The 21,854-nt window shown below is 63.9% G+C and carries 21 protein-coding genes; 13 read left to right on the top strand and 8 right to left on the bottom strand.

The genetic code is table 11. From position 1 onward, the window contains the following. The first annotated feature begins 6 nt into the window (after positions 1 to 6). From C1737_RS19380 to C1737_RS19335, 10 genes are all read left to right on the top strand, one after another. Positions 7 to 1,617: an acyl-CoA synthetase gene (locus C1737_RS19380; protein ID WP_068094663.1), complete on the top strand. Its 1,611-nt coding sequence runs from the start codon at positions 7 to 9 to the stop codon at positions 1,615 to 1,617. A gap of 12 nt (positions 1,618 to 1,629) precedes the next feature. Next, entirely contained in the window at positions 1,630 to 2,736 is a 1,107-nt protein-coding gene (locus tag C1737_RS19375) for a zinc-binding dehydrogenase (protein WP_067928392.1), read from the top strand. 23 nt (positions 2,737 to 2,759) lie between these two features. Beyond that, positions 2,760 to 4,178: an aldehyde dehydrogenase family protein gene (locus C1737_RS19370; RefSeq protein WP_102419220.1), complete on the top strand. Its 1,419-nt coding sequence runs from the start codon at positions 2,760 to 2,762 to the stop codon at positions 4,176 to 4,178. Continuing rightward, on the top strand, positions 4,175 to 4,951 hold the full coding sequence (locus tag C1737_RS19365; protein ID WP_102419219.1) for a crotonase/enoyl-CoA hydratase family protein: 777 nt from the start codon (positions 4,175 to 4,177) through the stop codon (positions 4,949 to 4,951). Before C1737_RS19370 ends, C1737_RS19365 begins: the two co-directional genes overlap by 4 nt. Continuing rightward, a complete protein-coding gene (locus C1737_RS19360) occupies positions 4,951 to 6,087 on the top strand; it encodes an acyl-CoA dehydrogenase family protein (protein ID WP_067928437.1) in 1,137 nt (378 codons plus the stop codon). The genes C1737_RS19365 and C1737_RS19360 overlap by 1 nt, the downstream gene beginning before the upstream one ends. A gap of 47 nt (positions 6,088 to 6,134) precedes the next feature. Then, positions 6,135 to 7,121, top strand: a complete 987-nt coding sequence (locus tag C1737_RS19355; RefSeq protein WP_067928434.1) for an acyl-CoA dehydrogenase — start codon at positions 6,135 to 6,137, stop codon at positions 7,119 to 7,121. Positions 7,122 to 7,190: 69 nt separating this feature from the next. Next, the gene (locus C1737_RS19350) at positions 7,191 to 7,676 is read left to right on the top strand and encodes a nuclear transport factor 2 family protein (RefSeq protein WP_067928383.1); all 486 of its coding nucleotides are present in this window, start codon (positions 7,191 to 7,193) and stop codon (positions 7,674 to 7,676) included. Further along, positions 7,673 to 8,545 (top strand): SDR family oxidoreductase, encoded by an 873-nt coding sequence (locus C1737_RS19345; RefSeq protein ID WP_067928381.1) that lies wholly within the window; start codon positions 7,673 to 7,675, stop codon positions 8,543 to 8,545. The genes C1737_RS19350 and C1737_RS19345 overlap by 4 nt, the downstream gene beginning before the upstream one ends. A gap of 1 nt (position 8,546) precedes the next feature. Next, on the top strand, positions 8,547 to 9,491 hold the full coding sequence (locus C1737_RS19340) for an alpha/beta hydrolase (protein WP_067928378.1): 945 nt from the start codon (positions 8,547 to 8,549) through the stop codon (positions 9,489 to 9,491). 87 nt (positions 9,492 to 9,578) lie between these two features. After that, positions 9,579 to 10,655, top strand: coding sequence for a hypothetical protein (locus C1737_RS19335; protein ID WP_067928375.1), 1,077 nt, complete (start codon positions 9,579 to 9,581; stop codon positions 10,653 to 10,655). A gap of 120 nt (positions 10,656 to 10,775) precedes the next feature. On the opposite strand, the gene C1737_RS19330 is transcribed toward C1737_RS19335, so the two are convergent. After that, on the bottom strand, positions 10,776 to 11,375 hold the full coding sequence (locus C1737_RS19330) for a TetR family transcriptional regulator (protein WP_231980292.1): 600 nt from the start codon (positions 11,373 to 11,375) through the stop codon (positions 10,776 to 10,778). A gap of 310 nt (positions 11,376 to 11,685) precedes the next feature. Here C1737_RS19330 and C1737_RS19325 point away from each other — a divergent pair, with 310 nt between their 5' ends. Further along, positions 11,686 to 12,594 carry a hypothetical protein gene (locus C1737_RS19325; RefSeq protein ID WP_067928372.1) on the top strand — a complete coding sequence of 303 codons (909 nt, stop codon included), beginning with the start codon at positions 11,686 to 11,688 and terminating at the stop codon, positions 12,592 to 12,594. A gap of 368 nt (positions 12,595 to 12,962) precedes the next feature. Here the strand turns inward: C1737_RS19325 and C1737_RS19320 are convergent, their stop codons facing one another. The 6 genes from C1737_RS19320 to C1737_RS19295 all read right to left on the bottom strand — a co-directional run bounded on the left by C1737_RS19320 (position 12,963) and on the right by C1737_RS19295 (position 18,439). Continuing rightward, on the bottom strand, positions 12,963 to 14,108 hold the full coding sequence (locus C1737_RS19320; protein ID WP_067928369.1) for a sulfotransferase: 1,146 nt from the start codon (positions 14,106 to 14,108) through the stop codon (positions 12,963 to 12,965). Beyond that, entirely contained in the window at positions 14,105 to 14,887 is a 783-nt protein-coding gene (locus C1737_RS19315; RefSeq protein ID WP_067928366.1) for an SDR family oxidoreductase, read from the bottom strand. Before C1737_RS19315 ends, C1737_RS19320 begins: the two co-directional genes overlap by 4 nt. Positions 14,888 to 14,890: 3 nt before the next feature. Then, a complete protein-coding gene (locus C1737_RS19310) occupies positions 14,891 to 16,018 on the bottom strand; it encodes a hypothetical protein (protein ID WP_067928364.1) in 1,128 nt (375 codons plus the stop codon). A gap of 344 nt (positions 16,019 to 16,362) precedes the next feature. After that, positions 16,363 to 16,869, bottom strand: a complete 507-nt coding sequence (locus tag C1737_RS19305) for an SRPBCC domain-containing protein (protein WP_067928361.1) — start codon at positions 16,867 to 16,869, stop codon at positions 16,363 to 16,365. A gap of 140 nt (positions 16,870 to 17,009) precedes the next feature. Continuing rightward, positions 17,010 to 17,297 (bottom strand): ferredoxin, encoded by a 288-nt coding sequence (locus C1737_RS27250; protein WP_082972855.1) that lies wholly within the window; start codon positions 17,295 to 17,297, stop codon positions 17,010 to 17,012. Further along, positions 17,297 to 18,439 (bottom strand): Rieske 2Fe-2S domain-containing protein, encoded by a 1,143-nt coding sequence (locus C1737_RS19295; RefSeq protein WP_067928358.1) that lies wholly within the window; start codon positions 18,437 to 18,439, stop codon positions 17,297 to 17,299. The genes C1737_RS27250 and C1737_RS19295 overlap by 1 nt, the downstream gene beginning before the upstream one ends. A gap of 103 nt (positions 18,440 to 18,542) precedes the next feature. Between C1737_RS19295 and C1737_RS19290 the strand changes: the two genes are divergently transcribed. Beyond that, on the top strand, positions 18,543 to 20,246 hold the full coding sequence (locus tag C1737_RS19290) for a 3-ketosteroid-delta-1-dehydrogenase (protein WP_197509479.1): 1,704 nt from the start codon (positions 18,543 to 18,545) through the stop codon (positions 20,244 to 20,246). Here the strand turns inward: C1737_RS19290 and C1737_RS19285 are convergent. Next, positions 20,243 to 20,917 (bottom strand): PadR family transcriptional regulator, encoded by a 675-nt coding sequence (locus C1737_RS19285; RefSeq protein WP_067928353.1) that lies wholly within the window; start codon positions 20,915 to 20,917, stop codon positions 20,243 to 20,245. The two genes, C1737_RS19290 and C1737_RS19285, sit on opposite strands and share 4 nt — an antisense overlap. 303 nt (positions 20,918 to 21,220) lie before the next feature. On the opposite strand from C1737_RS19285, the gene C1737_RS19280 reads away from it, so the two are divergent. Beyond that, the gene (locus C1737_RS19280) at positions 21,221 to 21,796 is read left to right on the top strand and encodes a PaaI family thioesterase (protein WP_082972851.1); all 576 of its coding nucleotides are present in this window, start codon (positions 21,221 to 21,223) and stop codon (positions 21,794 to 21,796) included. Positions 21,797 to 21,854: the final 58 nt, after the last annotated feature.

Raw genomic sequence — 21,854 nt, 5'->3', positions numbered from 1 at the left:
CGTCGCATGCAACCGGCGCACCACGACGACCGACTGACACGGGAACTTGACGCCGCCGTCGCCCGGGCGCGCAGTCAGTCGCTCGGCGACATCCCCCGCCGGTCAGCCCGCCGGCAGCCGGAGAAAACCGCGATCATCGACGGTGATGTGGTGCTGACGTTCGCCGAGTTCGACCAGCTGGTGGACAAAGCCGCAGCCGCGCTGCGCGACAACGGCTTTGCCCCCGGCGATCGCGTGGCGCTGCTGTCCCACAACTGCTGGCAGTTCGCGGTCTTGGCATTCGCAACCGCGCGCGCGGGGGTAGTCCTGGTGCCCATCAATTTCATGCTCACGGCCGAGGAGATCGCCTATATCCTCGGGCACAGCAGGGTCCGGGGATTCATCGTCGAATCCGCCCTGACGGCGATAGCCGAACAGGCGATGCGCCTGGGCGGGACGGTCACGACAAAGGTTGCGCTGATGACCGACGGGGCCATCCCTCCTGCCGGCTGGCACGACTTTGCTCAGTGGCTCACGACGACCACAGCCGCACCGAACCCGCCCATCGGCGATGAGCAACTCGTGCGGCTGATGTACACCAGTGGCACCGAATCACGGCCCAAGGCCGTCATGCACACCAGTCGCAGCCTGATGTGGCAGTACGTCAGCACCATCGTGGCCGGGGCGATGTCGCCGGACGACGTCGAAATCCACTCACTGCCGCTCTATCACTGCGCGCAGTTGGACAACTTCTTGGCCACCGACCTCTATCTGGGAGCGACCAGCATTATCCTGTCGCGGCCGGAACCCGAATTGGTCCTGCGCACCATCGCGCGGTACGGCGTGACGAATTACTTTGCGCCCCCGACGGTATGGATTTCACTGCTGCGTTGCCCGATCTTCGACGACGTCGACCTGTCCAGCCTGCGCAAGGGCTACTACGGCGCCTCACCGATGCCCGCCGAGGTCCTGCACGAAATACGGCGACGGCTGCCGAATCTGAGGCTGTGGAACTTCTACGGTCAAACCGAGATGGCGCCGCTGGCCTCGGCGCTGGGACCCGACGAGCAGGACACCCACGCCGGCGCGGCCGGACGCCCAGTGGTCAACGTCGAAACCACCATCCTCGATGACCATGACTCCCCCGTAGCACCCGGCATCGTGGGTGAAATCGCCCACCGCAGCCCGCATCTGATGGTCGGCTATCTGGACGACCCTGCTAAAACGGCGGAGGCCTTCCGCGGCGGCTGGTTTCATTCCGGCGACCTGGGCTACTACGACGAACACGGGCTGTTGCACGTCGTGGACCGCAAAAAAGACATGATAAAGACCGGCGGCGAGAACGTCGCCAGCCGCGAAGTCGAAGAAATCCTCTACCGCCACAACGGGATCCAGGAGGCCGCCGTATTCGGTTTGGCGCATCCGGTCTGGGTGGAGGCCGTGGTCGCCGCAGTAGTACCCCGAAACGGCGTCAGCCTCACCGAAGACGACGTCCTCGTGCACTGCCGCCAGCACCTCGCGGGCTTCAAGACGCCCAAACGGGTCTTCTTCGTCGATTCACTGCCGAAAAACCCCAGCGGCAAACTTCTCAAACGTGCCCTGCGGGACGCTTTCACCCTCGAATTCGCCAGCCAATGAAGGGACCGCTCTGTGTTTAAAGGCCGAATCGCGCGATTCGACGAACCCCGTAAGCCGTTCGACATCGAAACGGTGAGCCTTCCGGAGGTGGGGCCTGGTCAGATCCTGATCAAAGTGAGTCGCGCCAACATCTGCGGCTCTGACCTCCATGCCTGGCACGGCACGTTCGCCACCGGCGGCCTGGGAGGTCAACTACCCACCGTGTTGGGCCATGAAATGGTCGGCGCGATCGAAGCGCTCGGCGCTGGGGTCACCACCGATTCCGATGGCGCGCCGCTGACGGTGGGCACGCGAGTGGTCTTTCCCTACTTCTTCTCGTGTCACACGTGCCGAAACTGCCTGGCGGGCAGGCGCAACGCCTGTCTGAAGCTGACGATGGCCATGCTCGGCCGCGCCGACGAGCCACCCTATTTCGTGGGCGGCTACGCCGACTACTTCCTGCTGCCCGCCGGGGCGGTGGTCTACACGGTGCCCGATTCGGTATCCGATGACATCGCCGCGGGCGCGAATTGCGCTCTGTCACAGGTCATCTACGGTCTGGAGCGTGTCGACTTGCAGCTCGGCGAATCGGTGGTGGTGCAGGGTGCGGGGGCGCTGGGCCTGTATGCAGTGGCGGTGGCAAAAGCGCGCGGGGCTGCCCACGTGATCGCCATCGACGGTGTGGCCGAGCGCCTAGAGCTGGCGACCGCCTTCGGCGCCGACACGGTCGTCGACATCAACGACGTTGCGACGGTCAAAGACCGGACCAAGCTCGTGCGACAACTGACTGACGGCCAGGGCGCCGATGTCGTGGTCGAGGTGGTCGGCCACCCCTCGGCCATCGACGAAGGCCTCAAGATGCTCGGCCAGTTCGGCCGCTACGTGGAGATCGGAAACATCAACATTGGCAAGACCCTCGAATTCGACCCGTCCCGTTTTGTCTTCGGCAACAAGATGATGGTCGGCGTCTCGTTGTACGACCCCATCGTGTTGTCGCGGGCGCTGACGTTTCTCGAACAGCATCAGGCCAGGCTGCCGTTGCACCGACTGGCCGCGGCCTGTTACCCACTCGACCACATCAACGACGCCTTCGCCGCGGCCGAGAGCAAGCGCGACGTTCGCGCGAGCATCGTGCCCTAACGACAGAAAGCAGACCACAACCAATGCATGACTACGCCAGGAAGACATTGTTCATCGGCGGCGAGTGGATCACGCCGGCCGGCAGGGACCTCATCGAGGTGATCGACCCCTCGACAGAACAGGTCATCGGCACGGTTCCGGCAGGCACCGAAGCCGACGTCGATGCGGCGGTTTCCGCAGCACGGCGCGCCTTTGACCCGCTGATCAGTGTCGCCGAGCGCCGCCAGCGCGTCGCGGCGGGGGTCGCCGCCCTGGGAAAGCGTCTGCCGGGCATCGCCGAGACGATCACCCGGGGAATGGGTGCGCCGGGGCGCATCGCGCAGACCGTGCAGACGCAGGTCCCGCTGGCGGTGGCCCGCGGCTTCGCTGCCGTCCTTGATGGTTTCGAATTCGAAGAACGAGTGGGGAACTCGCTGATCCTGCGCGAACCCTATGGCGTGGTCGGCGCAATCACCCCGTGGAACTATCCGCTGTATCAGGTGGTCGCCAAGGTGGTCCCGGCGATCGCGGCCGGTTGCACGGTCGTTCTCAAACCCAGCAATGAAGCACCGCTGTCGGTGTTCGAGTTCGTCGAGGCCCTCGAGGAGGCCGGTCTGCCCGCCGGTGTGGTGAACCTGGTTTCGGGGCGCGGAGCGCTGATCGGCGAGCGCATCGCCGCCCATCCCGAAATCGACTTCGTCTCGTTCACCGGTTCCACGGGCGTCGGAGCCCGCGTCGGGGAGTTGGCCGGGCGCTCGGTGAAGAAGGTCGCACTTGAACTTGGCGGCAAGTCAGCCAACGTCATCCTCGACGGCGCCGACCTGGAGACCGCGGTCAAGGTCGGAGTCGGCAACGCCTTCCTCAACGGCGGCCAGACCTGCATGGCGTGGACACGAATGCTCGTGCCCCAGCCCCGCTACGGCGAGGCCCTGGAACTGATCGAGGCCGCCGTGTCGAAATCCACCGTGGGCGATCCGCTCGACCCGGCGACCCGAATCGGACCCTCGGCTTCGGCGGGCCAGTTCGAAACCGTGCGGGGTTTCATCGAACGCGCCCAACGCGACGGTGCGCGCCTGCTCACCGGGGGCGCCGAGCCGATCCGCGCGGTCGGCTACTACGTCGCACCCACGGTGTTCGCCGACGTCGACCCGGATTCCGAACTCGGCCAAGAAGAGGTCTTCGGTCCCGTCCTGGCGGTCATCCCATTTACCGACGAGACCGACGCCCTGCGCATCGCCAACGGCACCCCATACGGCCTCTCGGGCGCGGTGTGGGCGGCCGACACCGACCGGGCCATCGCCTTCGCGCGCGGCGTGCAGACCGGCCAGCTCGACATCAACGGCGGCAAGTACAACCCGGTGGCACCGTTCGGCGGCTACAAGAAATCCGGCATCGGACGTGAACTCGGCCGCGCCGGATTCGAAGAGTACTTGCAGACCAAGTCCCTGCAGCTGCCGGCATGAGCGGGCCTCTCGATATCGCGACCAGCGGACCCATGCAGGTATGGACGATCGACCTGCCGCACCTCGGCAACGCGATCACCGACAAAGCGTTCATCTCCGCGTTCGATGCCGCAGTCGATAATGCCAACGCCGACACCGATATTCGGGCGGTGATCCTCACCGGGCGCGGCAAAATCTTCTCCGCCGGCGGCAACGTCAAAGAGATGGCCGACCGAGACGGCATGTTCGGCTTGGACGCTCGGGCCCAACGGTACGCCTACATCGACGGCATCCAACGGATTCCGCGGGCACTGGCCCGACTCGAGGTTCCGCTGATCGCAGCGGTCAATGGGCCGGCCATCGGCGCCGGTTGCGATCTGGCGATGATGTGCGACATCCGAGTGGCTTCTGAGCGGGCGTCCTTCGCCGAGAGCTTCGTACAGCTCGGCCTGATCCCGGGCGACGGGGGCACCTGGTTTCTGCCGCGGGCGGTGGGCTACGAGCGCGCCGCCGAGATGACCTTCACCGGTGACCGCATCGATGCTGCGACCGCCCTGCAGTGGGGCATGGTCAGCCGGGTGGTGCCACACGACGACCTGCTCTCCCACGCGCACGCGTTGGCCGAGCGCATCGCTGCCAACCCTGCGCACGCGCTGCGGATGGCCAAACGGCTGCTGCGGGAATCGCAGACGGCGTCGCTGGAAACCACGCTGGGGATGGCCGCGGCCATGCAGCCGCTGGCACACCGCGACCCCGAACATGAACGGCGTATCGCCAAGTGGAAGACGACCTGATGGCGCTGCCCCGGATGGTGCCACCGGCCGCCGTCGACCCATCGACCCAGGCGCTACGCGCGGAGGTCCGCCAGTTTCTCGCCGACCAACGCGCCGCGGGCGCCTTCACCCCGTCGGTTGACGCCTGGCTCACGGGGTGGGACGAGACTTTCACTGCCGCCCTGGCGGCGCGTGGCTGGATCGGTATGACGGTGCCCGTCGCGTACGGCGGACATGGGCGCTCATTTCTGGAACGGTTCGCGGTTACCGAGGAGCTGCTGGCCGCCGGCGCACCGGTCGCCGCGCACTGGATCGCCGACCGTCAGATCGTGCCTTCGCTGCTGAAATACGGCACCGAACTGCAGAAGTCGCAATTCTTGCCGCGGATCGTGCGCGGCGACTGCTTCTTCGCCATCGGTATGAGCGAGCCCGATTCCGGTTCTGATCTGGCCAGTGTGCGTACCCGCGCCGTGCGTGTGCAGGGCGGTTGGTCGCTATCGGGCACGAAGGTTTGGACGTCGGGCGCACACCGCGCCCACGCGTTCATCGTGCTTGCCCGCACTGCGCCGGCGGATCCAGATCAGCGCCATGCTGGGCTCAGCCAGTTCATCGTCGACCTGCGCGGTTCGGGGGTGCAGGTCCGTCCGATCATTTCGATGAACGGAGCACACCACTTCAACGAGGTGATCCTCGACCAGGCGTTCGTGCCCGATGCCATGGTGTTCGGTGACATCGGCGCCGGCTGGGCGCAGGTGACGTCTGAGTTGAGTTTTGAGCGCAGCGGACCCGAACGCTTCCTTTCCACTTTCGTTCTGCTCACAGCGACCACCGCCAACATGGCGACCCGATGCATCTCGCGAGACGAGAGCCTCGGGCGTCTGGTGGCCCGCGTCGCCGGCCTGCACCAGATGTCGACCGCAGTCGCCGGCGCCCTGGAGCGCCGCGACTCCGCTGACGTGGCCGCGGCGGTGGTCAAGGTGCTGGGTACCACCGTCGAGGGTGACGTCGCCGACCTCGCTGAGCGGCATGGCGGCGTCGATGCGGCATCCTCGGAGCTGATAACCGCCGCGGTGGACCAGCGCCCCGGCTTTACCCTGCGTGGGGGAACCAACGAGGTGTTGCGGGGCGTGATTGCCCGCGGATTGGGGATCCGTTGACAACCTCACCGATCGACGCGACCCCGGTGGACCCGGCCCTGATCGACATGATGCGCGCGGTGTTCGGCGCGTACCGCACAGCGCAGTCATCCGCCGCCACTGGGGATCGTGACGCCCAGCTATGGCACCAGCTTGACGAGCTCGGGCTGGTGCGCCTGACTGGCCCCGAACACTCGGGTGGCAGCGGCGCCGGCTGGCATGAAGCGGCCGAGCTGCTCACCGTCGCTGTTCAGCACGGCGCGCGAATCCCATTGGCCGAGCACGATTTATTGGCGTGCTGGCTGCTGGAGGCTATCGGATCACCGTGCGACGATGCGGTGCGGACCGTGTGCCTGCTCGATGCCCAGGGCGCCGCGAGGGGGGTGCCCTGGGCGTCTCGCGCCCAACAGATCGTGGTCATCTGGCAGCGGGGCGGCGAGTATCAGGCCGCCGATGTCAATGTTGAGTCGCTGGATATCACGCCCGGCGCCAATATGATTGGCGAGCCGCGGGACATCGTCGTCGCCGACCCCGCCGGCTTGTGCGGTGTTCCCCTCGAGGCGAGTGTGGTCGACCAGCTGCGGCTGAAATCGGCCTTGGTGCGCGCGGTGCAAGTGTGTGCCGCGCTGGACCAGATTCTCGAGCTTTCGATCGAGCACGCGAGCTCACGCGTCCAGTTCGGTCGGCCCCTTTCGCGCTTTCAGGCCGTGCAGAGCATGATCGCCGACATCGCCGCGCAAGCCGCCCTGGCGCGGTCGGCCACCGAGGCGGCGCTGACGGCGGCGGTCATCAGCGCGTGGTCGGCGTCCAACCTCGCCTTCCTTGTCGCAGTGGCACGTTCGTGTGTGGGCCACGCCGCCTCCGTGGTGGTGCGTAACGCTCACCAGGTTCACGGCGCGATCGGCACCACGCGCGAGCACCGGCTACACGAGTTCACCCGGCCTGCCCTGGTGTGGCGCGGAGAGTTCGGCTCCGTGCAGTATTGGGACGAAGAGGTCACGTCGGCCGCGCTTGGGGCGGGAGCCGCCGGGTTATGGAGCCTGATCAGCGGCTGAGCAACGACGGTGTTCCACTCAACGGGCGTCGGGGTGTTAGCGGGGACACAGCCGGGATTGACTGTGGGCATGAGCAACGACATCACGCTGTCGGAACTGCAGGAGTTCATCGCCGCCTTCTGGTACCACTACGACGAAGCCAACTATGACGAGCTGGCCGCCAGCTACGCCCACGATGTGCACTACCTGACCCGAAGCGACAGTGGCGCCAGTCCTTTCGAGGAGCTGATGTCGCCCGAACTCGACGGTCGTGACGCGGTTATCGAGTGGCTATCCGAGCATCGCCAGCAAAGCCCCTACCCGCTGCGTCACCACGCGACCAACGTGCACCGCACCGGCACCGATAGCGGCGTAACCCGCGCCCGCTTTTACATCTTCGTCAACCAGATCGCCAACTTCGTGCCGTTCGCGGTGTCCAGCGGAGTGGTCAACGTCGGCGTGCGCCGCGGCCCCAATGGGCTGGAGTTCACCGATATGGACGTCGTGCTGGATGCCACCAACTCCGTGCTGCTATCCGAACTGCACAGCGGCACTGCCACCGCGTCGCAACCATGACCGTTGAAGAGCTCTTCTCTGGCGGGGTTGCCGTCATCACCGGCGCCGGCTCCGGGATCGGCGCCGGCATGGCCCGCTACGCCAGCACATTGGGCATGACCGTGGTGCTCGCCGATGTCGATGCGCACAGCATCGCCGCCCTGCGCGAGGAGCTCACCGCCACGGGGAGCACCGCGGTCGACATGGTGTGTGACGTACGCGATCCCGTCGCCGTGCAAGAGCTTGCCAACACGACCATCCGTGACGTCGGTCCGGTGCGATTGCTGGTGAACAACGCCGGAATTGAACAGTTCGGCTACCTGTGGGACACCCCGGTAGCCAATTGGCAGCGGATCGTCGATATCAACATCAGCGGGGTCTTCTACGGCATCCGCGCATTCCTGCCGCCAATGATGGCCACCCCAGAGCAGGCGTGGGTGTGGAATGTGTCGTCGGTCGGTGGGGTCGTCGCGATGCCCTTGCAAACGCCCTACATCGTGAGCAAGCACGCCGTACTGGCGATGACCGAGTGTCTCAACCTAGAACTACAGTCCAGCGGGCACGACCACCACATTCACGTCCAGGCCGTGCTGCCCGGCCCGGTCCTGTCCAACATTTTCGAATCAGCCGGCGGCGTCGACTCCACTGAGGCCACCGACGTTGCGGCCGCGGAGGCGCACCGTACGGCCATGCTCGACCTGAAGGCCGACGCGATGGACCCGCTGACAGCTGCCGCGGTGGTTTTCGAGCAAGCCGCTCAAGGCGGCTTCTATCTGCTCACCCACCCCGACTATGTTCGGTCGGCGATGCAAGAGCGCGCCAACATCCTTGCGTCCCAACATGCTCCGGTATTGCGGACCGAGCGCCGGTTCGACCCCGCGCGGCATTAGCGTGCCCACTCCTCCGCTGGATCCCGACGCCGCCGCCCGAGTAGCATCGTTCGGTACCATCCCGCCGATGCGCCAACGCGGCCTCTCCGCGGTGCGGGCCGCGATCGAATCCGCGCCGCTGCCCGAGGCAATGCCACAGATGGACAGCATCACCGAGACGACCCTCCCAGGGCCCGCCGGGCAGATACCCGCGCGAATCTATCGTCCCGCCACAGATTCCCGCCCACCCGTGCTGGTGTATTTCCACGGCGGCGGCCTGGTCATGGGATCCAACCACTCGTTCGAACCGCTGGCCCGCGCGCTCGCCTCGGCGTCCATGGCCACCGTCGTCGCCATCGACTACCGCCTGGCCCCCGAAGCGGCACCACCGGCGCAGTTCGACGACGCCTATGCCGCCACTGAATGGGTATCGCGCCGAGCCGTGGATCTGTGTGTCGACGCCAGCCGGCTCGCAGTGGTCGGCGACAGCGCCGGAGGTTCTTTGGCGGCCGCGGTTGCACTGGCCGCGCGTGACCGCGGCGGTCCGGCGATCTGCGCGCAGGTGCTGCTGTACCCGGGCCTGGATCGCGACATGACGGCCCCGTCGGTCGCCTCGCTGGCCGACGCGCCACTGCTCACCCGCGACGACATCGACTACATGCACGCACTTGCCGACGGAGACGCCGGGCCGCCCGAGGGGGCGTACCTGGTTCCCGCCTACGCCTCCGACCTTTCGGGGCTGCCGCCCGCGATCGTGGTCACCGCCGGCTGCGACCCGATCCGGGACTGGGGTGAGCGATACGCGGTCCGGCTCCGGGACGCCGAAGTTCAGACCACCCTCGTCCGCTATCCGGGCATGTACCACGGCTTCCTCATGTACCCCGACGCGACCGCCCGCGGGCGGCTGGCCATCGCCGAGATCGGCGCCGTATTGGGCGCCAAGTTCGCCAATCCGCTCCCATTTTGACGTCCCGATCACCGGACACGCATCGACCGTACGTCGACGGTGCCGGAGACAATCACATCAATCCAAACATGCAGAAGGAGACCGCTGATGCTCACCGATGAGCGCCGGATGGAGCTTTCCAACGTTTTGCGGCCCGCCGCCCCGCCGCGCGAAATCGACAACGTCTACACCGCCGACCAACGCGAGCGGCTGCTCAATGTCGTACACGCGCACGGTCCGTGGAAGCTGATCATCGCCCAGCACTTCGCGTCGGCCGACGAGTTGATGGCCACCATGAGCGGCGCCTTCCCCGAGGGATTCACTCCGTCGCTGGACCTTTTTCTGACGCCGACATTCCGCGGCTACCTGGCCAACTACGGGGCCGTCCTCTACCCGGAGCTGCACGACTGCTTCTACAACGCCACGTTCCTCGAGCACGCCAAGAGCTACTGGAACGCCGAGTACGCCAAGCCTGAGATGATGCTGTTCAACATCAACGGCCCCTGCGCCAACCGCGATCCCGGCCATCTGGACTCGCCGAGCTTTCGCGGCGTACGCCACGAGAACGCCCCCACCTGGCTGTGCAGCGTGATGGGCAAGTCGGGCCTGTTCACCGACTACCTCATCAAAATGGCTCAAGTCATCACCTGGTTCTCCCTCGACGAGGGGTCTGGCTTCACCTATTGGCCCGACGGCCCACTCAAGGCCCCCTCCCGGGTCTTGCCGCCGATCAACAACCGCGGAGTGGTCGTTCAGAACGAGATGATGGTGCACCGCGGAGAAGCCAACGGGCCGCTGGAACAACAGATTCCGCCGGGGCTGGCCTTTGACACCGTCTTCGCCGGCGACCCGGCCGACCCGAACCACTGGCTTCTGAAGAATGGCGACGACGTCATCTCCCGCCACCACACCGACGAATTGCGTTTCCTGGTGCACTGGTCCGCCGAAGTGTTCTCCGACTTCGAGGAACTCAAAAAGAACATGGACGGCTCCGACGACATCACGATCGAACGGGCCATCGGCATGATGATCGACGACCTCAAGGGCAAAGGCATCAAGCTCGACACTCCCAGCGATCCCCTGCACGACCCGGCGTTCATCGCCGCCCTTAACGCTGCCTACGACCTCGGCGGACCGACAACCTATCCAGAAGAAGCGCCACTGAGTGCGTTCCAATTGGCTTAAGCACCGAAAGGCGCAGCATCAAGGATCATTTCGGCGAATCCCGGGGTGGTGGGACAACGAAATGTCCCGAGAGCCACACCACGTTGGATCTATCGTGATCGACCGACCGTGAACTGCGGCTCAGACGCCCGGGCACGCTAGCGTTCCTACGATCATCTGCATGGCGGATCGCAACGCGGATTGCAGGGCGGCGAAATCGCCGTGCTGGACCCAGTGGACGTAGGCGTGCCGACACGCTTGAACCACCAGCTGGGCAGGCAGCTCTCGGGTGAATGGGTCATCGCCTAGATCGAACCGGGCGGCAAGGAACTCGGTGATGGAAACGACAAGGTCTTGTCCCCAGTCCAGCCACCGTAATCGGTATTGGGGATCGCTGATCATCATCGCCATGAACCTGCGATCGATCTCCATCCGGCCCCGCCGGGGAACTTCGGTGCTGAATGCCGCAACGAGGACCTCGACGGTGTCGCTGTCCGGTGCTGCGTCATGCAGGATCTCGATGCTCAGCCTACCGAATTCACGGAATAGCGGCATAACGACGTCTTCTTTGACCGGGAAGTACCGGTGAAACGTCCGCGGCGCAATGCCCACCGCTTCGCAGATCCGCTCGACGGTCGCCGAGGTAGACCCGTCGGCGAGAAACGTGTCGCGGGCAGCTAGCGCGATGTGCATCCGAAGGTCCTCGGCGCGACGCTCCGCGTGCGTCGCCGGACTGCTCACCAGCCTTACCTCACTTCCTCGCCACACTGACGGCATGTCGATCCTAACCGCGAATACCCCTTGACTTATGTGCTCGGACCTGCGACGGCATCCCGCTGAGCGGGATCGCGATGGTGACGCACACCTCTTGCGGACTAGCCTCGGGATTGTCAGATTCTGCCATTCATGGCGTGATCTGACACGACAGCGGGGTGACGTGCTGCCAAGCAGTGGCCCGTTGACAGATAGCGATGACCCGTCCCCAGGAGGGCTGAACCACGCGGCCAACGAGGTCACGACCACCAGCCGAGCCCATTGAGGAGAAGCCCCGATGACCATTGAGACCGAAGAACTCAACTACGACGACTACACCCATGACTTCATGGGTAAGGTCGGCAACGTCCAAGACTTTTCCCGCGACTTCCTCATGGGCCTAGCGCGAGTGTTCGAAGACGTCTTGAACTTCATGCCCTACGCCCATGTCAAGATCTATTCGGAGAAGGTTGGCATTAGCGCCGCCATGGATGTCGCCGCGGAGCTGTCGCGGGCGGGGATGCGCCAAGTGATGCCGATGGGGCGCTACATCGCCCCTCCGGGTTGGGACTGGAAAAACGCTCAATACCAAGCGATTCCTTTTGATGTGCAGACTGAGGACCTGACCAAGCCGGCCCTGATACGTCTGATCAAAACCTATTGGGACCAGTACCTCAAAGGACACAACTATTTCATCGACCAGTGGACCAAGATCCTCCCTGAGGAGGAGGTCTGGCTCGGGCTTCCCGACATGTATCAACTCATCATCGATTACCAATACCCCAAGCTGGCCCGAGTGTTCAAGATCGAGCCAGTGCACGTCGTGGACTTTCTCAAGTTGGCCTGCCTGAGCATCGATGGCACGCTCGGGTACGGCGGCGAGTACATCGTGTACAACCCTGATCACGTGGTGCTGAACATGCGTCGGTGCGAAGTACTACAGAAGTACACCGACGAAGGCCTCTACCCACCGGCACGGGCCTGGATGAACTGCACTTTTGAGCAGCGAATCTCAGCCCCGTTCTTTCCCGGGTGCAAACTCGACATCAACTTGCCGCCAAAGGATTTCAAGTTTGCCCAAGGAGAACCCTTCTGCGTGTGGACGTACACGCGCGGTGAAGCAAACCACAAGGCGGCCGCCGCTGCCCCTGATCCGCGGGCCAGCGCGATGAAGAAGATCCCGATCATGCCGGTGTCATCGACCTAGGAAGCGGCGTGGCCCGGGATCTCCTCGGCCAGGAGTTGCGGGGCCCGACCATGAACGGCCCGTATGGCACGACCGGAGACTCAATCCGTCCCAAATCCACTCGACACACACAACACTCGCTCGACAGCAATCGGTTCGCAGGGGCTCAGCACCTAACGAGTCCACGGTGTCGCGGGATAGGCGACGACGCAGTTCAGTGCCGGCCCCGGTCGAACTTTGAGCAGCTTTTCGGGTCGAAAGCTGAGCAAGTGCTTACGGGGTTGAGCGTAAGGACGGTTCGTTCACGCTCAGCACTCTCACTTTCAGAGCGTGTCAGGGATGTCCCCGGAACGATCTGTCAGCTATGGGTCCGGGCTAGCGATCAATCGTCACCAGTGCTCGAACCGCGCCTTGACCGCGTCGGGGGTTAGTCCGTAGTCGTCCAGCGAGTATCGGTGCTTGGGTGCACGATGGTCGAGCTGACTCTCTTCGTGAGCCGAACCAATGGCCAATACGGCCTCCTCGGTCAACGGCAGCCCGAAGTGCTCATAGATGCTTCGCACGGTGTCTACCGGAGCGGCAACGAAATCGAAGTAGTCGACGTCGCAAAACTGGTTCGGGTTGTGCTTGGCGCGACCGCTCGTGAACCGCTCGATGGCGCGCGCCCAGGTGTCCAAAGTGTCATGCCCGATTTGTTCCCGCGAGAAGGTGTTCGACCAACCCTTGGTGGAATGCTCCGCAAGCGAGCACATGGACGGTAGCAGCGTCTCGGGTGGACGATGGCACTGCACGATCAACGCGTCCGGATAGGTCTCGAAGATCGCGTCGATCGAGAACAGGTGGCTGGGGTTCTTCAGCACCCAACGTCTTGAGACATCGTTGAGTCCAATCAACTGGAGGTTCCGGCGGTGCCGGCGATACGCCGGTGCCCAGTCTTCGTTCGATAGCCACTGCGCATAGGTGGGCACGTGCGCCAATGATTCATACGACACCGAATGGACCGACTGCCGTAGCAATTGCCAGCACTCTTCGAGGACGTCCTCAGCGATGTAGTGCAAGCCGAGAAACTCCGGATTCTCCCGGTGCGCCTTCGCGTAGTAGGCCTGCAGCTGGCGATACTCCGGGTAGCTATCCCAGTCTTCTCGGGGTGGCCGCGGCTGGGGGTACTCCGCCAGCCACAGTTCCAATCCCTGGTGGGCGGGGTCGGCGCCCAGAAGACGGTGCAGGGCAGTCGTTCCGGTCCGCGGTAACCCGGTGACGAAGATGGGGCGCTCAATCGAGACATTCGCGTGCGAGGGGTAGCGTTTCCATGCCGCCTCGCTCAGCAGCCTTGCCACCAAGCCGCCCAGCAGGTAGTGCCGCGTCATGGTGGCACCCAATGGCGTGAAGCCCGCTTCGCGCTCATACGAGTCAAGTAGCACGCTGAGCGCTTCGCGGAAATTGTCGTCATCGGCTCCGAAGTCGCTGTGCCCAGCTCTTTGGATCGCTTCAGCGCACAGCTCGTCCACAGTTCCGACGACGGTTGCCTTTGTCATGCCTTGAACTCCCCACAATTGACGTCAAGGGTCTGTCCGGTGATGCCGCCGGCCATGTTGCTGAGCAGAAAGATAATTGCCGAGGCGACATCGTCCTCGGTGACCAGTCGCTTCAAGTCGGATTTCTCGGCGACGGCCGCATAGACCGCATCCACGGAGAAGCCGGACTCGCGCGCCTGAGCCTCGAAGTACTCGCGAAGCACCTGCCCCCAGATGTAGCCCGGTGCTACGGAATTCACCCGTATCCCCAGGCCGCCAAGCTCGCTGGAAAGCGATTGTGACATCGCCAGCGACGCTGACTTCGCAAGCTTGTACGGACCGTATAGCGGATCGGAATGCCTGATGACCGCCGAGCTTAGGTTGACAATTGCTCCGCCAGAAGCCGCAAGAGCGGGTGAGAAAGCCAGAATCGCCCTGAGCGCTCCGAGGCCGGTCAGTTCCACGGAATCTCGGATGTGCGTGAATGTGGTTTCAGCGAAAGGCTTCATCGACGGGAAGATGAATGCGTTGTTGACAAGGCCATCGACCCTGCCGTAGGCCGATACCGCGGCACCGACAAGTCGGTTCACGTCGTCCTCCACCGTGAGGTCGGCAGCGAAAGGTACCGCGCGCCTGCCGACTTCGGTGACAGCCTCGGCGACCGCCTCAAGTCGGCTGGGCGTTCGTGCCACCAAGACGAGATCGGCGCCTTCGTCGGCGCACCGTCGGGCGAGAGTGGTACCGAGGCCGGGTCCGACGCCGCTGAACACGATGACCTTGTCCTGTAGTAGCCCTGGCATCGATCAACCCAGCATTCGTTGGGCTACCTGCTTCTGTCGAAGGGCAATCCGCTCACGCCAATCCGCCTCGGAGATCTCGTTATGAGTGAAATAGGGAAGTGTGTCGGGTATCGCGTCGAAGTTCACCACCTCGACGGTAGGTGCGTCCGCTTGGCCCATCTGGCGGGACAACCGTTGCCACCGAAACTGTAGGTAACCACGTCGGTGGCCCAGTGTCTCAACCCAATTCGTCAGTCCCGGGTTCTGTTCCGCAACCACAATGCGCATCTTGCCGTCGGGATCAACTTGCGTCTGGGCGCCGTTCAGTGAGGTCTGGTGGTTGATGTAATCGAGCGAGATGTACCACATGCTGCCCAGCTGGAAGCCCTGATACGGGGCGTCACTGAGCGGGACTGTAATGATCATGGCCTGGTCCGGGGCCAGTTCATAATGTCCGGCCGAGGAGTACTGGGTGGTCAACCCACCAGGGGTGACGCGCGGGGCGACCAGTGTGTTCACCGGAAGGTTGAGATAGAACCATTGCGGAAATTGCAGCCAGGTCTTCACCCGCTGAACCAATGCCGATGCGGCGCTGGCGAAATGCTCGTGGACGTCCGCACAGGTCGGCCGAGCTGGAGAGCCGCCGGAGGTGTCGGCGCGGTGTATGGTGACCGATCCACGCCGCTGGGCCCAGTCGCCATACACTTCGCGGATCACCAGCTGTCCGGATCGTTTCGGAGTGAACCGCCATTCAAAACTGCCGTCGGGGGCGATGTCGAGCTGGCGATCATCAAAGGCCACTTCGCTTTCCGGCACACTGTCGTCGGTGTACTCGCCGGCGAGATATTGGAAGCTCAGGTCCGTGGTGGTGCCGCGGACGCCGGCGATCACATATTCAAAGCCAGCAACCATTTTGGCGCCGAAGTACAGGGTATCTGGGTTGTCCAGGCCCATCTTGCTGAACGGACCAGTGCCCGTGAACAAATACGGATGGTCCGTGTCTAGGTTGAACGCTAGGTGAGTGCAGGCGACGATGCCGCCCGCCAGATATCCCAGGCCCTCGGCCAGATCGGCATCGCTCTCTGCATGCGGAGCTGCCGCAATCAACTGTTCAGCTTCGGCTATCGCGCCTAATAACGGTTGGGAGAACACGGTTTTGACCGTAGGCTGCTGGCGTACTCCTAGCGCGCGGGCCGCCCACTCTCCGGGAGGGTTTTGCGGCCCGGGCTGACCAACTTTTGGGTTTGCGCCCGCAGACGGCGACCTGATTGCCCGCTTGTCACCGGCCGAGAAACCGGAACGGATGTACCTGTCATCATGACCTGGTCTGCTGCTTGCGTTATTCTCCGGCCCCTCGACAGACGGTTGCCTAACCGCCGCCGGAGATTCATGCGCGCGAGCCACTTTACGCAGAGGGTAGTCCCACATCGCTCATGTCGCAGTCGGTGCGCTACATCTGGACTGCGCTGCCCGAAGTCGTCGGGTGGTGAGGGGCGTCAGCTCGCTGCACTGGTGCGCGACCTGTATCCGCGCTCACTGTACTGCTTGAGGGCAAGCGCCGTGTCGTCGAAAGCTCGCTTCACCCAGCTGCCGGTGTCTGTCATGACTTGGGCTGCGTGTTGTCCTAGGAATGCATCCGTGGAGTAGTAGCGGCACCCGAGGTCTCCCCACGGCTCGATAATCTGGTCGCGCCGCGCGGCGTACGGAGACTCTGCTGTCGCTCGCTGCTCCCAGGAGAGCAAACGCTGCGGGACAATCGCGCACACGTATTCGGTGTGGAGCCACGTGCCGTTAGTGCCAGAGTATTTCCCGGCGAGAACCATCTCGACCGCAGAGCCCATTGCGAGTGCTGATTTGGCGGCTACGCAAAACGGATTCCACCGTCCGTAATTGTCGAGGTCTAGAAGGACTTCCCACACCACAGCCGGCGGCGCCTCGATCTCTACGGTGATGGAGCGCACAAGCGTGCTCGGGTCATACTCTGGAATTAGCAGATCCGTCATGGAACCTCTCTGATGAGTGGGGCATGAACGGCGCACCGCGCCGACGCGATAAGTCGAAATGCTGGCATGGGGCGCGCTCCCTCAGACGCGCGTTCACCACTCAACTCTCATTCGCCACTGGACCACCAAAGGGTTCCGCCTCACCCGCCATCGACCACCGGTAGCGTCCCCGCTCGCACGGCGTCGACGATCGACTCGGTCAGAGCCGAGCATGACAGGAACAGATTGCATCCGCCGTATGGGGCCAGTTGCGTGGCGGCCGATCTCTCCTCACAGCGGGCCAGGGCCGAGGCTGTCCACTGCACGCTCGTCTGGTTCCAGCTGCTTTTACGGACGTGCACCCGCGCTCGACAGCGTCGACATGCCACGGGGAACATAGGCATGTCGGCAAGGCGATTGTCTTCCCTGGCAGACGACGCCGGAGTCATCACACCGGGTCTTTGGCGGTCGCCTGCGTAGCGATATTGGACTCGACCTCTTTCATCCACGCCTCGTACGGGCGGGTGGTGTCCAGCTCAAATTCGAAGCGGTCCACCATATCTGGTCGAACATCGGCGACATCGACATAGAACTGCTCATACCATCGGCGCAGTTGGTAAACCGGGCCGTCTTCTTCGACCAAGAGCGGATTATCGATGCGCGCCTTGTGCCGCCAGATCTGCACATCTTGTTCGAAACCGAGTTTGACGAAGTCTCCAAGGGCGACCGCGGTCTGCACCGCGACATCATCGGGAAGCGCCTCGGATTTCTTGACGATGATGCCGTACTGCAGCACAAAGGAATTCGCGTCAACTGGGTAATGACAATTGATCAAGACGGTGTGGTGGTCACCATCCGCATAGTGATAAGTCAGGTCGTCGACCATGAAAGACGGGCCATAGTAGGACGCCACCGATGTCGTGCCGAGCAGCTGAGGACCTTCTGCGCCGCCCAGGTCGGGTCGGCCCGCGCTGTTCATGTACTGGGTAGCCACGTGCCCTTCGAAGATGTTCTTGAAATGAGTGGGCAGCGAGCCGTGGATATAGAAGAAGTGGGCCATGTCCACGACGTTGTCGATGATTTCACGGCAGTTGGTGTTCACGACGGTCGTGTACCAGTGCCAATCGGTCCACTCGTCGCTGGTGGCGCCTTCGATGCGTGGGATCGCGACCTCAGGTGGGGGTGGTTTGCGCTCGGGATCGTTCCACACAAACAACATGCCGTCCTGTTGCAGGGTGGTCCAGGCTTGGGTGCGGGCCAGCTTGGGTGTGCGCTTGCTGTAGGGCACCAGCTTGCAGCGCCCGTCACCACCCCAGCGCCAGTCATGGAACGGGCACGCCACCTCGTTGCCCTTGACTTCACCTTGCGACAGGTCACCTCCCATGTGGCGGCAGTAGCCGTCGAGGACATTGACCTGCCCGTCACCGCCGCGAAACACCACCAGCTTCTGGCCGAAAGCATTGATCGCGTGCGGTTTGCCGTCACTGAAGTCTTTGATCAGACCCAGGCAATGCCAGCCGCGGGCAAATCGCGTGGGGGCAGCGTCGGCCTCGATCAGCCGAACTTCGCCGGCTTCGGACTGCGAATTCATGGGCGCCATTCAACCCCGACTGACCGGCACGTGGAGGGCACGTGTTCCACTGATCAGGACGCCTCTTCCCGCTGAGCAGCCCGGCCGCTTACCGTTCCCAGGCGTGACAACGCACAGCACGACGATTCCTGCTGGACTTCCCGTGTCCGACACGACGGTGGACCTACTCGTGATCGGTTCGGGAACCGGCATGGCCGCAGCACTCGCCGCCCACGACCGGGGGCTCTCCGTGCTGATTGTCGAGAAGTCCTCGTACGTGGGTGGTTCGACCGCACGTTCCGGTGGCGCGCTGTGGCTGCCCGCGGGCCCAGTGCTGCAGCGGGCCGGTGCCAACGACACCGCCGAGCGCGCCGCCACCTATCTTGACTCCGTTGTTGCGGGCTCAGCCCCGCCTCCGCGTTCCGCGGGGTTTTTGACAAATCTCTCCGCGACCGTCGAGCTGCTGGAGCGAACGACTCCGATGCGGTTGTTCTGGGCCCGGGAATACTCCGACTACCACCCCGAAGAGCCCGGCGGCAGCGCAGCTGGGCGTACCTGCGAGTGCCGGCCCCTAGACACTGCCGTCCTGGGCGAATATCGCGGCCGGCTGCGGCCCGGGGTCATGGAGTCCGGTTTCTCCATCCCGACAACGGGGGCGGATTATCGTTGGCTCAACTTGGTTGCGCGGGTGCCGCGCAAGGGAATTCCGACCCTGGCGAAGCGAGTGGCCCAGGGTATCGGCGGCCGCCTGCTTGGCCGGCACTACGCCGCGGGCGGCCAAGCCCTGGCCGCCGCCCTCTTCGCCGGTGTGTTGCGGGCTCAGATCCCGGTGTGGACCGACACCACCTTGTTGCGTCTGGTCGGCGACGACGACCGCGTCAGCGGGGCGGTTGTCGGCAATGGTGGCGGTGAAGTGACCATCACGGCCAGGCACGGGGTGGTGCTGGCCACCGGCGGCTTTGACCACTGCATGGAGATGCGCTGGAAATTTCAGTCCGAGTCACTAGACCCCAACGTCAGCCTGGGCGCCGACTCAAATACCGGCGAGGGGATCCGCGTCGCCCAAGAACTCGGCGCAGACATCGATCTGATGGACCAGGCCTGGTGGTTTCCCGCGATCGCGCCGCTGCCGGGCAAGGCGCCCGCGGTCATGCTCGCAGAGCGATCACTTCCGGGCTGCCTCATCGTCAACCAAAATGGGCATCGATTCGCCAACGAGTCGGCCGACTACATGTCGTTCGGTCAGCGATTGCTCGAACTCGAGCAGTCCGGGCAACCGGTAGAAGCGATGTGGATCATCTTCGATCAGCAATACCGCAACAGCTATGTCTTTGGCGCCGAACTGTTTCCGCGGATGCCCATTCCACAGACCTGGTATGACGCGGGCATCGCGGTGCGCGCCGACAGCCTGCGCGAACTCGGCGCTCGGATCGGCGCTCCCACATCAGCGTTCAACCAGACCATGACGCGCTTCAACGAAAGCGCCGCTCTAGGTGAGGATCCCGACTTCGGTCGCGGCCGCAGCGCCTACGACCGCTACTACGGTGACCCGACGATAACGCCGAACCCCAACCTGCGCCCCCTGACCAAGGGCCCGTTCTACGCCGTGAAAATGGTGCTCAGCGACCTGGGTACCTGCGGTGGGCTCAAGGCCGACGAGTGGGCACGGGTGCTGCGCGAAGACGGCACCGTCATCACCGGGTTGTACGCGATCGGTAACACCGCCGCCAACGCGTTCGGCGCCACATATCCCGGCGCGGGCGCGACAATCGCCCAGGGATTGGTGTACGGCTACATCGCCGCCCGAGACGCCGCCGGTGGCGGTTAGTCGGCTCGGCGCTTGGCTTGGACCTGCTTTTCCACCTCGCGCCAGTAGCCGGGCGTGGGGCGCACCTTGCCCGCACCGCCTTTAGCCTTCTGCATGAAGGCGTCGGCCTCGTCGATTTCCTTCATCAGTTCCAACGCGAACTCGCGCTCGGCAGCGTAATACTTGGCCGCCCAGCGCAGCGCGAGCACCGAGTAGGCCCAAGCGGGTTCCCCTTCAGCGCCCTCGGCGTCCTCGACAGCTTTGCGATGCCTGGCTTCGGCATAGGCCACGTGCTCCTGGAGCAATTCCTTGAGCCGAGCAGGAGTCGTCAGATGGCCGAACGTCACCCGCATCAGCACACTGTGTTTGAGCACCGGCGGATCCACGGGGGCGTTGTTGGTCCAGTCGGTGACCGCTTCCAAGCCGGCCGCGGTGATCTTGTAGAGCCGGCGGCTGCGGGTGCCCTCGTCACGCTCGATGCGTGAGGTCACCAGCCCCATTCCTTGAAGCTTCTTCAGCTCGGTGTAAATCTGGCTGTTCGACGGGCTCCAGTAGTAGAGGTCAACGCTCCAGTCGATCCATTTTTTCAGGTCGTAGCCGGAAACTTCCTCTTCATAAGACAGCATGCCCAGCAACGCCCAACTGGTGGCGGCAAGTGCCGACTTCACCGGCTTATCACTGGGCTCGGCCATTTTGCCAGATTAACAGCACAGCCGAGGTGTCTCTGTGATATGCCCGCTGGACGGGACGCCACCTTCCCGAACCGCTACGTGCCATTTCACGCTGTTAGTCGATGACCACCGAAGTCGCCGGCGTCGATGCCATGCGCAGCGTCCCTGCCGTTGGGCAGCACATCGTCCGCACCACGCCCGCCGCAACGCCAACAATCGACGTGCCACGCCTAGGGGACGACGCGCCCCGGCTAGCGGTCCGCTTCCAGTGAGGGCGAAGGCCTTGCCAGCGGCACCGCGGACACCGGCGATCTGAGCCTAACGATGACTGACCCATCGTCGACATACGAGCTACTGGCCATCTCCGTGCGCAACCTGATCGACGCGACGATCCGCACAGAGTTGAAGCCCAACGCTATTGCCTCCATTGCAACCCAGATCGACGCTATTACAAGCCGACTGAGCGCCGAACAGATACCTGGATCATTCGGCGAACGTACCAGCACCGACGGGCAGAGCCCAGCTTCAGGCAATGCGGTGATCGGAATCCGCAACCCGTTGGCTCCCCCACTCGTGATTCACGAGACAAACGGATCGGTCTGGTCGGAACTTGTTCTCGGTGCAGCCTATGAGGGGCCTGCGGGTTACGTGCACGGCGGTGTCTGCGCGATGGTGTTGGACCATGTACTCGGCGCTACCGCCCACAAGCCGGGCCGGCCCGCCTACACCGGGACGCTGACCCTGCGCTACCGCCGAGGAACCCCGCTACGAAAGGCTCTCCGCGCCGAGGCCTGGGTCGACCGCGTCGAAGGAGTCAAGACCTTTGCCGTCGGACAACTAAGCGACAGCGGAGGCGTAACCGTCTCAGCAGAAGGGGTTTTCATTCATCCGCGGGAGTGAGCAGAACGCTGGCGATAAGGCGCCTCCGACGCTTCTCGCACAACACTCAATCCAAACC

It is taken from the genome of Mycobacterium sp. 4858, from assembly GCF_900240975.1.
In the GTDB taxonomy this organism is placed as follows: Bacteria; Actinomycetota; Actinomycetes; order Mycobacteriales; family Mycobacteriaceae; genus Mycobacterium.
This window is presented reverse-complemented; position numbering and strand designations above follow the sequence as displayed.

Bases quoted from the DNA above. Each gene is read 5' to 3' on its own strand.
- C1737_RS19380 (WP_068094663.1), top strand. From the start codon at position 7: ATGCAACCGGCGCACCACGACGACCGACTGACACGGGAACTTGACGCC.
- C1737_RS19370 (WP_102419220.1), top strand. From the start codon at position 2,760: ATGCATGACTACGCCAGGAAGACATTGTTCATCGGCGGCGAGTGGATC.
- C1737_RS19365 (WP_102419219.1), top strand. From the start codon at position 4,175: ATGAGCGGGCCTCTCGATATCGCGACCAGCGGACCCATGCAGGTATGG.
- C1737_RS19360 (WP_067928437.1), top strand. From the start codon at position 4,951: ATGGCGCTGCCCCGGATGGTGCCACCGGCCGCCGTCGACCCATCGACC.
- C1737_RS19355 (WP_067928434.1), top strand. From the start codon at position 6,135: ATGATGCGCGCGGTGTTCGGCGCGTACCGCACAGCGCAGTCATCCGCC.
- C1737_RS19350 (WP_067928383.1), top strand. From the start codon at position 7,191: ATGAGCAACGACATCACGCTGTCGGAACTGCAGGAGTTCATCGCCGCC.
- C1737_RS19345 (WP_067928381.1), top strand. From the start codon at position 7,673: ATGACCGTTGAAGAGCTCTTCTCTGGCGGGGTTGCCGTCATCACCGGC.
- C1737_RS19335 (WP_067928375.1), top strand. From the start codon at position 9,579: ATGCTCACCGATGAGCGCCGGATGGAGCTTTCCAACGTTTTGCGGCCC.
- C1737_RS19325 (WP_067928372.1), top strand. From the start codon at position 11,686: ATGACCATTGAGACCGAAGAACTCAACTACGACGACTACACCCATGAC.
- C1737_RS19320 (WP_067928369.1), bottom strand. From the start codon at position 14,108: ATGACAAAGGCAACCGTCGTCGGAACTGTGGACGAGCTGTGCGCTGAA.
- C1737_RS19315 (WP_067928366.1), bottom strand. From the start codon at position 14,887: ATGCCAGGGCTACTACAGGACAAGGTCATCGTGTTCAGCGGCGTCGGA.
- C1737_RS19305 (WP_067928361.1), bottom strand. From the start codon at position 16,869: ATGACGGATCTGCTAATTCCAGAGTATGACCCGAGCACGCTTGTGCGC.
- C1737_RS27250 (WP_082972855.1), bottom strand. From the start codon at position 17,297: ATGACTCCGGCGTCGTCTGCCAGGGAAGACAATCGCCTTGCCGACATG.
- C1737_RS19295 (WP_067928358.1), bottom strand. From the start codon at position 18,439: ATGAATTCGCAGTCCGAAGCCGGCGAAGTTCGGCTGATCGAGGCCGAC.
- C1737_RS19285 (WP_067928353.1), bottom strand. From the start codon at position 20,917: ATGGCCGAGCCCAGTGATAAGCCGGTGAAGTCGGCACTTGCCGCCACC.
- C1737_RS19280 (WP_082972851.1), top strand. From the start codon at position 21,221: ATGACTGACCCATCGTCGACATACGAGCTACTGGCCATCTCCGTGCGC.